Source organism: Telluria sp. PB2R4 (assembly GCF_059685695.1).
Window position 1 is genome coordinate 107,630 of the sequence record NZ_JCASIC010000011.1, and the last position, 13,513, is coordinate 121,142.

At 66.6% G+C, this 13,513-nt stretch carries 10 protein-coding genes, 1 tRNA gene and 1 pseudogene; 8 read left to right on the forward strand and 4 right to left on the reverse strand.

The window, feature by feature from the left end:
- Nucleotides 1-8 precede the first annotated feature (8 nt).
- Both AC56LU_RS17960 and AC56LU_RS17965 read left to right on the forward strand, forming a co-directional pair.
- The gene (locus AC56LU_RS17960) at nucleotides 9-758 is read left to right on the forward strand and encodes a hypothetical protein (RefSeq protein ID WP_497176975.1); all 750 of its coding nucleotides are present in this window, start codon (nucleotides 9-11) and stop codon (nucleotides 756-758) included.
- 258 nt (nucleotides 759-1,016) lie between these two features.
- Nucleotides 1,017-1,090, forward strand: a tRNA-Cys gene (locus tag AC56LU_RS17965).
- A 154-nt stretch (nucleotides 1,091-1,244) separates the two neighbouring features.
- Here the strand turns inward: AC56LU_RS17965 and AC56LU_RS17970 are convergent.
- The 3 genes from AC56LU_RS17970 to AC56LU_RS17980 form a co-directional block, all read right to left on the reverse strand.
- Complete coding sequence (locus tag AC56LU_RS17970) at nucleotides 1,245-3,671, reverse strand: hybrid sensor histidine kinase/response regulator (protein ID WP_497176976.1); 2,427 nt, start codon at nucleotides 3,669-3,671, stop codon at nucleotides 1,245-1,247.
- A 13-nt stretch (nucleotides 3,672-3,684) separates the two neighbouring features.
- Nucleotides 3,685-4,338, reverse strand: coding sequence for an MEDS domain-containing protein (locus AC56LU_RS17975; protein WP_497176977.1), 654 nt, complete (start codon nucleotides 4,336-4,338; stop codon nucleotides 3,685-3,687).
- 316 nt (nucleotides 4,339-4,654) lie between these two features.
- Nucleotides 4,655-5,866 (reverse strand): YfcC family protein, encoded by a 1,212-nt coding sequence (locus AC56LU_RS17980; RefSeq protein ID WP_497176978.1) that lies wholly within the window; start codon nucleotides 5,864-5,866, stop codon nucleotides 4,655-4,657.
- 24 nt (nucleotides 5,867-5,890) lie between these two features.
- Between AC56LU_RS17980 and AC56LU_RS17985 the strand changes: the two genes are divergently transcribed.
- From AC56LU_RS17985 to AC56LU_RS17995, 3 genes are all read left to right on the forward strand, one after another.
- Nucleotides 5,891-6,040, forward strand: a complete 150-nt coding sequence (locus AC56LU_RS17985) for a hypothetical protein (RefSeq protein ID WP_497176979.1) — start codon at nucleotides 5,891-5,893, stop codon at nucleotides 6,038-6,040.
- A 21-nt stretch (nucleotides 6,041-6,061) separates the two neighbouring features.
- Nucleotides 6,062-8,836 (forward strand): TonB-dependent receptor, encoded by a 2,775-nt coding sequence (locus AC56LU_RS17990; protein ID WP_497176980.1) that lies wholly within the window; start codon nucleotides 6,062-6,064, stop codon nucleotides 8,834-8,836.
- Nucleotides 8,837-8,898: 62 nt separating this feature from the next.
- Nucleotides 8,899-10,104, forward strand: a complete 1,206-nt coding sequence (locus tag AC56LU_RS17995) for a cyanophycinase (RefSeq protein ID WP_497176981.1) — start codon at nucleotides 8,899-8,901, stop codon at nucleotides 10,102-10,104.
- Nucleotide 10,105: 1 nt separating this feature from the next.
- Here AC56LU_RS17995 and AC56LU_RS18000 read toward each other — a convergent pair whose 3' ends face one another.
- Nucleotides 10,106-10,654 carry an EAL domain-containing protein gene (locus AC56LU_RS18000; protein WP_497177051.1) on the reverse strand — a complete coding sequence of 183 codons (549 nt, stop codon included), beginning with the start codon at nucleotides 10,652-10,654 and terminating at the stop codon, nucleotides 10,106-10,108.
- A gap of 10 nt (nucleotides 10,655-10,664) precedes the next feature.
- On the opposite strand from AC56LU_RS18000, the pseudogene AC56LU_RS18005 reads away from it, so the two are divergent.
- The 3 genes and pseudogenes from AC56LU_RS18005 to AC56LU_RS18015 form a co-directional block, all read left to right on the forward strand.
- Nucleotides 10,665-11,552 (forward strand): annotated as a pseudogene (locus tag AC56LU_RS18005) (methyl-accepting chemotaxis protein); the annotation flags it as partial.
- Nucleotides 11,553-11,575: 23 nt separating this feature from the next.
- Nucleotides 11,576-12,076 carry a chemotaxis protein CheW gene (locus AC56LU_RS18010; protein WP_497176982.1) on the forward strand — a complete coding sequence of 167 codons (501 nt, stop codon included), beginning with the start codon at nucleotides 11,576-11,578 and terminating at the stop codon, nucleotides 12,074-12,076.
- Nucleotides 12,077-12,260: 184 nt separating this feature from the next.
- Nucleotides 12,261-13,502: a hypothetical protein gene (locus AC56LU_RS18015; RefSeq protein ID WP_497176983.1), complete on the forward strand. Its 1,242-nt coding sequence runs from the start codon at nucleotides 12,261-12,263 to the stop codon at nucleotides 13,500-13,502.
- The last annotated feature ends 11 nt before the right edge of the window (nucleotides 13,503-13,513 follow it).

A 13,513-nucleotide genomic window follows, 5' to 3' on the forward strand; every position in this document is an offset into this window, starting at 1 on the left:
GAAAGTCCATGTCCCAAGTACGGGCGGACCTCGCCCTCGACGTGGCGGCCAGGCCGATATGGTTCGCTGCACTGGTCGCGGCAGCTATCTACCCTTATCTGCTGTGGGCCTGTCACCTGGGCGCTCGTGCGGTAGGGGAGGGCCGCGGACTTTCGGCATGGCTTCTCGCCATCGTGTGTCTGTTGCTGGCGATTTCCGTTCCGCTCGTGGCGTTGGCGCTGGCGATCCTGCTCGGCCGGGAAGAACGGCCCAGCCCTGCGGCCCTGCTGGCGGTGGCGGTGCCGCCGATATTCACGCTGGCCGGCATCCTTGGCTTGCTGCTCGGGTACCCGGATTGGGATATGGCCATGATGCTGGCTTTGTGGGGCGCCATGACACTGCGTATCGCCACCGCATCGCGCCAGGGCGCGCTCCCGCTTGCCCCGCAACGCGGCGTCAACGTGCGCACCGCACACGGCGTGGCGGCAGTGCTAGCGGTGGTCTTCCTTGCTACGCATTTCAGCAATCATCTGCTTGCCCTGCTGGGTGCCGAGACCCATGCGGCCGTCATGACGGTCGTGCGTACGGTGTACCGCTCACCGTTGATCGAACCGGTCTTGATCGCCACGTTCGGTTTCCGGATGTCAAAGCTTGCGATGCGACGCGCCAGGTCGACCTCGGCGTCGACCACCGTGCCTTGCGGCAGCGTGACACCGATTTCCTTGCCGGCGATGTGCAGGGCGCTGATGCAGGTTTTGCCGGTGTGTAGAACTGTCTGATTCGACTGCATGATGTGCTCCGTGTGTGAACTTGATTCAAAAGTGAACGGAGCTCAGTTCGGCCAGTCGACCATGTGGTGACCGTGAGGTACCCGATGGCTGGTGCACCGCCGAGCTCGGTGTCCAGGTTCTTCACCATAGGCAAGGGAAGCGGGAAGAAACAGGTGTCGCCGCGGAAGGCAGTTAATACAGGGCGTAACGAATTCATTGTTGAGAAAGCGCATAACCGAACGCAGCCCTTGGCCTAAGATGGGTCTTGGCGAGGTAGCAAAGAGGTTATGCAGCGGCCTGCAACGCCGCCAAGACAGGTTCGATTCCTGTCCTCGCCTCCAATCATCAGGGATGAAGTCCGCGCCGTTCGCGCCGGTACGGCGATTAAGCTTAGTCTTGCTCAGTCGGACTCGTTGGCGCAATCTGAACGCGACCAGGCCGTCTGCTGTTTCGTCGTGCTCCAGCCCCCAACCCGAATGGACCATCGCTTGCACATCATGCGGGCGGCAGCAGCGAATCGATGTACCTGGCCAGGTCGGCCGGCGCGAGCGGTTTGGTGAAATGCGCGTCGAAACCCGCTTCTTTCGAGCGCTGGCGGTCGTCCGCGGTCCCCCAGCCGGTCACCGCGACGATCGCGCAGGCTTCCAGGCCGGCAGTCCTCCTCATCTGGCGCGCTACGTCGTAGCCGGACATGCCAGGCATGCCAATGTCGAGGAACACCAACTGCGGCAGGACCTGCCGCGCGATGGCCAGCGCCGATGGCCCGTCGTGGGCGACGTGGACCTCATGGTCATGCATCTCGAGCAGCGCCGCAAGGGTCGTCGCGGCATCGGTATTGTCGTCGGTCACGAGGATGCGCAAGCTGCTGCGTTCGAGGGCTGCGTTGTCGGGGATGGCGGCGTCGACACCTGCGGGCGCCGCTGCCAGGACGAGTGGAAGCCTGACCACGAAGGTGCTGCCGCGGTCGACGCCCTCGCTGCGGGCCGCCACCGTGCCGCCATGCAGGTCCACGAGCTGGCGCACCAGGGACAGGCCGATTCCCAGGCCGCCCTGGGCGTGGTGCATGTTGCGGCCGACCTGGCTGAACATGTCGAAGACCGATTCGAGTGCGTCCGGCGGGATTCCGATGCCGTCGTCGACGACCGAGATCACCGCCTCGTTCCGGTCTCGCTCGACGATCAGTTCGATGTGCCCGCCGCGCGGCGTGTATTTGGATGCGTTCGTCAGCAGGTTGTTGATCACCTGGGCGATCCGTACCGGATCGACGTGCACCGGCAAGGCCGCGTCGTGCAGGCGCATGCTGAAGCGATGGTGGCCTTGCTCGATCAGGGGCTGGCTCGTCTCCACTGCGCCCGACACAATTGTATTCAGCTCGGCCGCTTCGCGCCTGATCTCGACCTTCCCGTTGGTGACGCGGGCAAGGTCCAGCAAATCGTCCACCAGGTGCGAGAGTTGCCTGACCTGGCGCTCGATAATGCCGCGCACCTGGGCCATGGTTTCCGGACTCGCCGTGCGCATCCGCAGGACTTCCATGCCGGTCATGATCGGCGCGAGCGGGTTGCGCAGTTCGTGGGCGAGCACCGCCAGGAATTCGTTCAGGTTCCGGTTCGACTTCGTCAGTTCGCCGAACAGGCGGCGATGCTCTTCCTCGGCCACGCGCAGCGCTTCCTCGGTGCGCTTGAACGTATCGACATTCATCACCACCGTGACCTGGCCGTTGGGCGCGCCATCGCTGCCGGCCAGGGGAACTGCAGCGACCTGGGTCCAGATCTCGTGGCCATCGTCGTCCGTGTAGAGCGCTTCGATGCCGGGCACGACCCGCTCGCCGCGCAAGGCGCGCGCGCCTGCGAAGTCGTCGGGCGCGAGGGGGCGGCCATCGGGTTGGAGGGCCGACCAGCGCTGGCGTCGGGCGTCGTCCATCGACGGCAGGATGTTGGTGGGCAGGTAGCGCCGCATCTCCATGTTCGACAGGACAACCTTGCCCGCACGGTCGACAACCGCGACCCCGACCGGCAGTGCGTCGACGACCGTGGACAGCAGTGTGCGCGTCTCATGCAGCGCTTCCTCCGCGCGCTTGCGGTCGTCGATATCGAGGACATTGCCGACGAAACCCAGGAACTCGCCTTGCAGCCCGAATCGCGGGCGGCCCGCATCGATCACCCAGCGGTAGCTGCCGTCGGCATGGCGCAGCCTGTGCTCGAGGCTGAATTCGTTCCTGTTCGCATTCGCCTCCCGGAATGCCTGTGCCGCGCCCGGCTGGTCCTCCGGATGGACAGCCTCGAGCCAGCCGAAACCCAGGCCCGCATCCCTGGCTTGCCCGGTGAAGTCATACCATCCGCGCGAGAGAAACGAGCAGCTGCCATCTGGATCGGTCACCCATAACATGGCGGGCGCCGCATTGGCCAGGTCGAGGAAACGCGCATTGGCGCGTGCAAGCGCCTGGTCGCCCAGATGGCGCTGCAGTACGACGGCTGCCTGGTTGGCGCCAACCCGCAACAGCAGGAATTCGTTCTCCAATGGGAAGCTGGCCCGGGCGCTGGCGACGACGATGCTGCCGATGCTGCCACCGATACCCAGGGGAATGACGCAAGCGGGCAGGGGATGCGAGTGCGAGGGCGTCTCGATGGTCGTGGCGCCGGCCCTTGCGCCCTTCAGCGCCTCCCGCGCTGCTTCCAGGAGCGGCTCGCCGGCGTCTCCCTGTGTGCCGTACAGGGCTTCGATCGGGGTAGCGCCCAGTCCGGCAAAGCGGACGTAGACCAGCTCCAGGTCGAGTGTTGTCGACAGAACCCTGGCTAAACCTGCAATGAGCGCCTCGGGCGGCAGGCCAACCCAGACTGCGGGCAGACTCGAAAAGGCGACCAGGTCGCGCAGGGTCTGCTGAAGGCCTTGCGTGTCCGCCCCGTGCTTGTCTGCCGCTCCCATCTTGGGTCCCGGCTTACGCGCAGGCGTGCCGGCCGCCGTCCTGGACCTTGCGCGCCTCGATTTCCTCGAGCATCTGTTCAGGCAGGACGTAGAACGGGTTTTCCTGAAGGATACCGCCGATGATGACCATCGGGTGCGTGCGGATGATGTCGATGACGACGCCGGCGTCGAACCGGGACAGGTCGTAGGTGCAGATCACCGGATCGTGCCGCTCGGGCAGGGCCTGGCCGAGGCGTGCTTCGTACTCGACGACGTCATGCACGCCGGGACGGTCTTCGGTGGCCCATGCCATGTTGGCGATGTTGCGCGAAATCCGCCCCGGCGGCGCCTTGCCGGGTGCGAGCATTGCCAGCAGGGTGTCGATCATGCGGTATTGGTCGAAATGCCCGTCCTTCAGGTAGGTCTCGTCCCAGGTCCGGACTTCGAGTTGCCCGGTTTCCTGGGCCGCGACGGTATCGATGCCTTCCTGCGCCAGGCGCTCCAGGTGGGCGTCGCGCTGGTGCGGGCCGACGATGTGAAAGGCCCGATCTCCCTGCTCGAAACCTTCCATGACGAAGGGCAGCAGGACGCGGTATGCCTCTTCCTTGCTGTGGAAAAAAGCGCATGCATGACAGGAATGGGTCAGCGCGGACCCGGCCACATGCACATGGTGTTTTTCAGGCGACATAGGATCGATCATCCGTTCGATAGCGCATTCAGTTGTTCTTGACGTGCTCCGAAATCGATGCCGGCAACCAGGTCGTTCAGAACTCGCGGCAACACCATATCACATATGCCAAGTCGAGAGCGAAATGTGCACTACCCGGCCTGACCTGGCCCACTCCAGCAAGCTGAGGGAGAATGGCTCGCGCCTTGAAGCGATCGTGAGTGACGGCCTGAAAAAAACCGCCCGAGGACAGGTGCGACTCCCGTCCTCGCCTCCCGGAGCCGTCCAGAACCGGCTGGTTCGAGGGCCTGTTCCTGTCTTTGCGTTCGCCAGCGCGTCAGTGCCACCCCATCAGCGTCGGCGGCACCAGCAGCAGCAGCGCCAGCACCAGGTAGGCCAGCTGCAGCGGCAGCATCCATTTTGCCCACACGATCCACGGGATGCGGGCCAGGGCCAGCACGCCCACCGTGATGCCCGAGGTCGGAATGATCGGCGTGGACAGTTCGCCGAGCTGGAAGGCGAGGATGGCGGTCTGGCGGCTGACGCCCACCAGGTCGGCCAGCGGCGCCATGATCGGCATGGTCAGCGCGGCCTGGCCGCTGCCCGAATGGATGAAGAAGTTGATGACCGACTGGATGAGGAACATCTTCTGGGCCGCGAAGGCCGCGTGTTCCGACTGCACCAGCGGCGTCAAGGCATGCAGCATGGTGTCGATGATCTGTCCGTCGCGCGCGATGACCACCGTGGCGCGGGCAATCGCGATCACCAGCGCGGTCGAGACCATGTCGCGCGCGCCCCCGATGAAGGCCGCCACGAACCTGTCGGGAGACAGCCGGCCGGCGATGCCGACCGCCACCGCCATCGCGAAGAACAGCGCCGCGATCTCGTCGATGAACCAGCCGTAGAGCACCACCCCGATCACCATCGTGCCCAGGGTCAGTGCGAACAGCCCGAGGATCACGCCGTGGCGGCGCGTAAAGGCTGCCGCCTCCACCTTGGCGTCGCGCTCGGCGTGCCGGGCCAGGTCGATCTGGTAGGTCGGGCTCAGGGCAGGGTTGCGCTTGACCCGGGCCGCGTACCACATCAGGAAGGCCACGGTGACGGCGGTACAGGCAAGCCATACCACCAGGCGATAGCCGACGCCGGAAAACACCGGCACCCCGGCGATGCCCTGGGCGATGCCGACGTTGAACGGATTCAAAAAGGCGGCCGCGAAGCCCACCTGCGAACCCACGAAGGGAATCGACACCCCGACCACCGAGTCGTATCCCAGCGCCAGCGCCAGCGGCACGAAGATCAGCACGAAGGGGATCGCCTCTTCGCTCATGCCGAAGGTGGCGCCGCCCAACGAGAACAGGGTCACGAACAGCGGGATGATCGCCGCGCGCACGAAGGGCGAATGCGCATGGGCGCGGGCGATCGCGTGGATCATGCTGTCGATCGCCTCGGTCATCTGCAGCACGGCAAAGGCGCCGCCCACGATCAGTACGAAGCCGATGATCTGCGCCGCCTCGACGAAGCCGCGGATCGGCGCCTTCAGCAGGGCCACCAGAGTTCGAGCGCCGCCCTGGCGGTGATCGAGGCGCTGGTGATGGCCCTGATGGTGTCGAACAAGGCCAATGTGGCCAAGGCCGCGCGCCTGACCGAGGCCATCGCCGCCTACCTGGTCGGCGCCGATTCGGTTTCCCCAAGCAGTACCACCAAGCGCCGACAAAAATCGTAGTTAACATCAAGGAGCACACGCATGAATGAGCAAGCAAGCCGGCTGCCACAGCCGAAGGTGATGGCACTGGCCGTGATCGCCGCGCTGAACCTGGCGCCCAATTGCGCCCTGGCGCAGTCCGCGCAGGGCCAGCCGCAGGACCAGCCGCAGGGCCAGCAGAAGGTCCAGCGGGTCGAGATCACAGGGTCGTCGATCAGGCGCATCGACAACGAGACGGCGCTGCCTGTCCAGCTCATCAAGCGTGAAGACATCGAGAAGAGCGGCGTGACCACCGCCGCCGAACTGCTGCGCAACATCAGCGCGAATACCGCCCCTCTGTCGGACGGTGCCAGCATCACTGACGGCACCTCGGGCCAGCGCGGCTTCAATGGCGCCAACCTGCGTGGCGTCGGGGTCTCGTCGACGCTGATCCTGCTGAACGGGCGCCGCCTGGCCAACTTCGCATCGCCGGGCGACAATGCCGGCGTCGACCTGAACAACATCCCGGCCGGCGCGATCCAGCGCGTCGAGGTGCTGAAGGACGGCGCCTCGGCGATCTACGGCACCGACGCCATCGGCGGCGTGATCAACTTCATCACCCGCAAGGACTATACGGGCGTCGACCTGAGCGCCTCGGCCGCAGCCACCCATGAGGGCGGTGCGGAGAAGAAGACCACCAGCATCAGCGCCGGCTTCGGCAACCTGGAACGCGACCGCTTCAACGTGTTCGGCGTGCTCGACGCCCAGAAACTCGGTGCGCTGCGCTCCAGCCAGCGCGACTTCATCGCCGAACGCCCACTGGCAAGCACGCTGCCGGCACTCATGTCGAGCAACAGCTACCCTGCCAATATCGACATCTCCAGTGCCCAGCGCGCGGCCCTGATCCGCGCCGGCGTGCTGGCGGCGGGCGCTACCGCCAACCGCGTCAATCCGTCCGCACCGGGTTGCAGTCCGCCTGCCAGCGTGTATGCGCCGCGCGGCCCGGGCGGCGCGCTCGGCTGCAGCTACGACTACATGCAGGACACCGAGATCTATCCGGAGTCGCGCAAGATCGGCTTCGTCGGCCGCGCTACCTTGCAGGTCGCGGACGATCACCAGGTCTTCGTCGAGCTGGTACAGTCCGAAGCCGAGTCCAGTTACGTGCTGTCGCCGAACCCGATCCGGATCCGCAACCTGCCGGTCGCGGTGCTCCCGGAGCGTTATCGCGCGGCCTTGACCGGGGCTGGCCTGCCGGCCACGGTGTCGGGCATCCGCTACCGCATGACCGAGGCGGGCAACCGTACCAATGAAGTCACCAGCAGCGCGCAGCGCATCGTGCTCGGCGCCACCGGGATCGCCGCCGGCTGGGACTACGACGTCGGCCTGGCGCGCGCCGAGAACCGCGCGGTCGACAAGTATGTCGACGGCTACGTCCTGTTCGACAAGTTCGATGCAGGCGTGCGCGCCGGCACCATCAACCCCTTCGGCCCCTCGTCGCAGGCGGGGCGCGACCTGATCGACAGCATCAAGGTCAATGACGAGGCGCGCAAGTCGAAAGGGGTGTCCACGTCCTTCGACGCCAAGGCCTCGCGCGCCCTGATGGCGCTCGGCGGCGGCGACCTGGCCATCGCGGTGGGGGGAGAACTGCGCCGCGAGGAGCAGGAATTCCGTCCGTCGGCGCTGCTCCTGTCGAACAACATCGCGGGCGACCGCGACAGCGGGGTGGCGGTGGGCTCGACCACCGACCTGAAGCCGACCGACGACAGCCGCAACGTACGCTCGGTATTCGCCGAAGTGAATGCGCCCTTCACCAGGGAACTGGAGATGCAGTTCGCGCTGCGCCACGACCGCTACAGCGAAGTCGGTTCGACCACCAACCCGAAGCTGGGACTGCGCTGGCAGCCGGTCAAGCCGCTGATGGTGCGGGCCTCGGCCGGCACGGGCTTCCGCGCACCGTCGCTGTCCGACCTGAAGCGCCCGACCACCTACGGCACGGCGTCGAGCTTCCTGACCGATCCCCAGTGCGTGAAGCAGGAAGGCAGCATCGACCTGTGCACCGACCAGTGGCCGGTGGAGCGCCGTTCGAATCCGGACCTGAAGCCGGAAAAATCGCGGCAGCTGTCGCTGGGCGCGGTGCTTGAAGTCGGTCGCGGCGCCAGCGTCGCGCTCGACTACTGGAACATCAGCAAGAAGGATGTCATCAGCACCCTGGGCGAGCAGATCATCGTCGACAACCCGGCCGCCTACAACGGAACGTACATCGAGCGCGACAGCGACGGCTTCATCTCCAATATCCTGCTGCAGAAGGAAAACCAGGGCCGCCTGAAGACCGCCGGCATCGACCTGTCGGGCGAATGGCGCGGCGCCGAGGGCCCCTACGGCCGCCTGGCGGCGAACCTGAGCGGCACCTACATCCTGAAATACGACCGCCAGTTCGGCCCGCAGGAAGGCTACCGCAGCAATCTCGGCGTGTTCCTCAATGACCAGGTGATCCAGCGCTGGCGCCACCGCGTGAGCCTGGACTGGAGCATGGGCGCATTCGGCCTGACCCTGGCCAACGGGTTCTCGTCCGGCTACACCGACCAGAACACCACCTACGACCCGGTCAGCGATGCGCTGCTGCCATCGCGGAAGGTGTCCTCGTATTCGCTGTGGGACCTGACCGGCAGCTGGAACATCAGCAAGCGGCTCAAGCTGCGCGCCGGCGTGCTGAACCTGGCGGACAAGGCGCCGCCGTTCTCGAACCAGGCGTATTACTTCCTGGCCGGGTACGACCCGACCTACACCGATCCGCGCGGACGCAACGGATTCGTCAGCGTGAATTACTCCTTCAAGTAATCCGCTCGCGCGGCTGCCGACCCGGGCAGCCGCTTTTTTTGGGGGGGGGGGAAATGCGGACGATGTGGAAACGACTATGCGCGTTGCTGCTGGCGGCGGCCAGCGGCGCGGCCCTTGCCCAGCCGGCGTTGGAAGCGCCGCGCGGCGCCTTGGTGGTGATCGGAGGCGCTCTGCGCGGCGACAATGCCCAGGTGTGGGAACGGATCGTGCGGCTGGCCGGAGGGAAGGGCGCGACGATCGCCGTGTTCCCGACCGCCGCCGGCAACCCGGAGCGTTCGGTCCGCACCACCATGGCGCACCTGGCGCGCCACGGCGCGCGGCCCTTTCTGGCGCCGGTCGGCGCCGGCCTGGGCGCGGCGCCGGGGCAGGCGGCCGACGATGCGGCGCTGGCGGCGCGCGTGCGCAAGGCGGGCGGGGCCTTCTTCACGGGAGGCGACCAGGGCCGGATCACGGCGGCGCTGCTGCGGCCCGACGGCAGCCGGTCGCGCGTGCTCGACGCGCTGTGGGCGCTGTTCCGCCAGGGCGGCGTCATCGCCGGCACCAGCGCCGGCGCCGCCATGATGAGCAGCACCATGTTCTACCAGGCGCCGCCCGTGCTTCCCTTCCTCAAGCAGGGGGTGCGCGAGGACCGCGACCTCGCGCCGGGACTGGGCTTCGCGGGACCGGGCCTGTTCATCGACCAGCACCTGCTGGTGCGGGGACGTTTCGCGCGCATGCTGCCGGCGATGCTGGCCAGGGGCTACCGGCTGGGACTGGGCGTGGACGAGAACAGCGCCGTCGTGCTGCGGCCCGGCAGGGACGCGGAGGTGATCGGCTACAAGGGCGCGCTCCTGCTCGAGCTGCCGCCCGCCGCCCCCGGCCGGAGTACGGCGCGCTTCCAGTTGCACGATGCCCGCATCAGCTACCTGGACAGCGGCGACCGCATCGATTTCTCGACCATGCGCCTGACGCCCGGGGACGACAAGGAAAAGCTTGATCCGGCACGGCCCGCCAATCGCGGCCCCTTGTTCTATGCGGACATCCTGGCCAACACCATGGTCGTCGACCTGCTCGAGAAGCTCGTCGACAGCGACCAGGCCGGCGCGGTCGGGATCGCATTCGGCGGCCCGGCGGCGGCGGAGCCGGAGCGCGGCTTCGAGTTCAGTTTCCGGCGCGTGCCGGAAACCGAAGGCTACGTCTCCACCCGTGCCGAGGCCTATTCGGTCTACCGGGTAGGCCTGGACGTGCGCCCGATCGTGCTGCGCCAGCCGCTCTACGAAGCCGAATAAGCTACGTGGCCATGCAGGCAGCCGAGCAAGCGTTTGCCGGGCCGGCACTCGAACGGCCTCCCGGCCCGGCCTGCACATAGCGTACGAAATCGTCGGGCGACATCGGCTTTGCGAAGAACCAGCCCTGGGCAAACTGCACACCCCGTTCACGCAGGAACGCGGCCTGGGCGTCGGTCTCGACGCCTTCCGCAATCATCACGAGATTGAGCGACTTGGCCATCTCGATGATGTGCAGCACCACGCTGTTGGTGGGCGCCTCTGTGCCGATCGTATCCACGAACGATTTGTCGATCTTCAAGAAGTCCACGTCCAGCCGCGTGAGGTAGGACAGGCAGGAATAGCCGGTGCCGAAGTCGTCGATGGCGACACCGATGCCGGCGCTGCGGATTTCGTGGATGACCGTGGTGGCCAGGTTGACGTCGATCAGGCCGCGCTCGGTTGCCTCGACATGAAGCTTGCCCGGCTTGAGTCCGGTCCGCCGCATGAGATCGCCAAGCTGCTTGACGATGGCGCCCGACTCGAGGTCGCGCGGCGAGAGGTTGACGCTGATATGGACCTAGTTGCTGCAGGCCCTCAAGCGGATGAACACTGCACTCACGGCCACCGTCACCAATGTCCGCCATAGTGCCGACACCATTGCGACCGCGTCGAGCGAAATTGCAGCAGGCAACCTCGACCTGTCTTCGCGTACCGAACAGCAGGCAGCCAGCCTCGAGGAAACCGCCTCGTCGATGGAAGAACTGACCTCGACGGTCAGGCAGAATGCGGACAATGCCCGCAGCGCCAACCAGCTCACCATCAGCGCCTCCGGCTTCGCCGAAGAAGCCGGCGCCGTCGTGGGACAGGTCGTTGCAACGATGGGCACCATCAAGGAGAGTTCGCGCAAGATCGGCGACATCATCGGGGTCATCGACGGCATCGCGTTCCAGACTGATATCCTGGCGCTCAATGATGCCGTGGAAGCGGCACGGGCCGGCGAGCAGGGCCGGGGCTTCGCCGTGGTGGCATCCGAAGTGCGCAACCCGGCGCTACGCTCCGCCAACGCGGCGAAGGAAATCAAGGGTCTGATCAATGACTCGGTCGACAAAGTCGAGGAAGGCGCCTGGCTGGTCGACCAGGCTGGCGAGACCATGCGCAAGGTGACCGGTTCGGTCAAGCAGGTGTCCGACATCATGGCGGAAATCGCCGCCGCGAGCGAAGAGCAAAGCGCAGGCATCGAACAGGTCAACCAGGCCATCGCCCAGATGGACGAAGTGACGCAGCAAAATGCGGCGCTGGTCGAGGAATCGGCGGCGACCGCGGCCAGCATGCAGGAACAGGCCGGCGTCATGGTCGAGACGGTTAATTTCTTCACCCTCGGCGAACGCCGCCCGGCACACCCGCCTGCCACGCCGGCGCAAGCCAGCGGCGCAGCACGTGCCCGCAACACTGTCTTGCTGGCCGGATGAGCGGGGCCGCGATGGAGACCGTCATGCCGCCATGCGCCGACACGACGCCGGCGCGAAGCGAGCCGGCGCAAGCCGCCGGAGATTACCTGAGCTTCAGGCTGGGAGACGAAGAATACGGGATCGGCATCGGGCTGGTCCAGGAGCTGCGCAATTATTCGGGGGTGACCACCATTGCCGGCGCGCCGGCCTGGGTCAGGGGCGTCATGAACCTGCGCGGCGCGATCGTGCCGATAATCGACCTGCGCACCCGCCTGGCGCTGGACAAGCGGCAGTACGACGCCTTTACCGTGGTGATCATCCTGGCCATCGGCGCCGGCATGGTCGGCGTGGTGGTGGACGGCGTATCCGACGTCGTCAACCTGGACGATGCGCAGGTCGCGCCGGTGCCGCCCCTCGCCACCGGCATCGCACAGCATTATCTGCTTGGGGCCGGCAAGACGGGCCAGGGCCTCATCCTGCTGCTCGATATCGCCCGGATGCTGGCGGAGGACGGTTTCGTCCCGGGCGAAAAGTCGGTAGCGTGACCGGATGGACGCGGCCCGCAATGCACCCGTGCGCGGGAATTGGCCGGGAGATGCGAGCCTGGGCACAGCGTTGGCGCAGGCATTGAAGCGGCCCGAATGCATTGCCGCGAACGCCGAACTTGGCGATAATCGACGTTTCGCTGCATTGCGTTCTTTTCAACCCCTCCAGGCACGCCGGCCCTCCATGAAAAACCTGATGTTTACCGTTCGACCAACCCGCCTTGCGCTGTTGGTCTCCTTGCTCGCCGCGTCGGCAGCCCACGCCGCCGATCCCGCTCCCCAATCGCCAGCGGCACAGATCGGCGTTGCTTCCTTCAACATGGGCTGGGCCGGCTCGCAGCAGGACTTCGATCGCCAGAATGCGGTCTGCAAGACGGTGTCGTGGTGCGATACGCGCCCGCGGCGCGAGCGCGGGCAGACGGCCATTACCGAGGAAGCCACGCGGGTGGCGCGCCAGTGCGTCGCCGATACCCAGCGCCTGGCCGGCGGCCCCGCGCAGTCGGCCATGATGGCGCCGTGTAACGCCTACCAGGGACGCGGCGCACCGGTACAGCTGACGAGCAGCGACTATGCCGCCAAGCTGGCCGGCCTGCAGGCCACGATCGGCCAGCTGATCGAGGGGCAGGGCGTGCGCGTGATCGCGTTCCAGGAAGTGCGTTCGGCCGAGGTGATCAAGGGGCTGCTCGGGCGCCATGCCGAGCGTTTCAGCGTCTGCGACGCGCCGCACGAGGGCTTCCAGACCCTGGCCTTTGCCTGGGACCGCAGCCTGGGGGAAGGGCGCTGCAACGTGGACACCGGCCTGGCGGTGGTCGACAACCCTCTCGACCCCGAGGCGCGCAAGGTCCGCCCCGGACTGGCGCTCCAGCTGCAAGTCGCGGGGCGCCCGATCAGTTTCATGAACGTGCACCTGAAGTCCGGCTGCGCCAACATCGAGCCGCACCCGATCTACCAGCCACGCCTGCTCGACGATGCCGCGCCCGCCTGCAAGGTGCTGAACCGCCAGGTCGCGCCGCTCGAGCGCTGGATCGACAGCGTGGCAAAGCAGAGCCCGGACTTCGTCCTGCTGGGCGACTTCAACCGCCGCATCGACGAAGAGGCCGCGGCCAACATTCTCCCGGCGCAGGTGCGCGCGGACGGCAGCGCGCCAAGCGGCCTGCCGACAGCGGACGCGGACGGCAGGGTGGCGACGCGCTACCTGTGGCAGGAGCTCAATGATGGCGGCAGGTCGCTGCAGCAGGTGCCGCTGACCGGCGTCGATGCGAACTGCAAGGGATTCTCTGGGCTCGACCACATCGTGCTCAGCGGCCCGCTGGCGAAGCGCCAGCCGGCCAATCTCGGCTCGCGCAAGACCGCCGTGGTCCAGGCGCCCGGCCAGCGCATCGAGACCAGCGACCACTGCCCGCGCAGCGTCACGCTGGCGTTCTAGTTCACCTCATT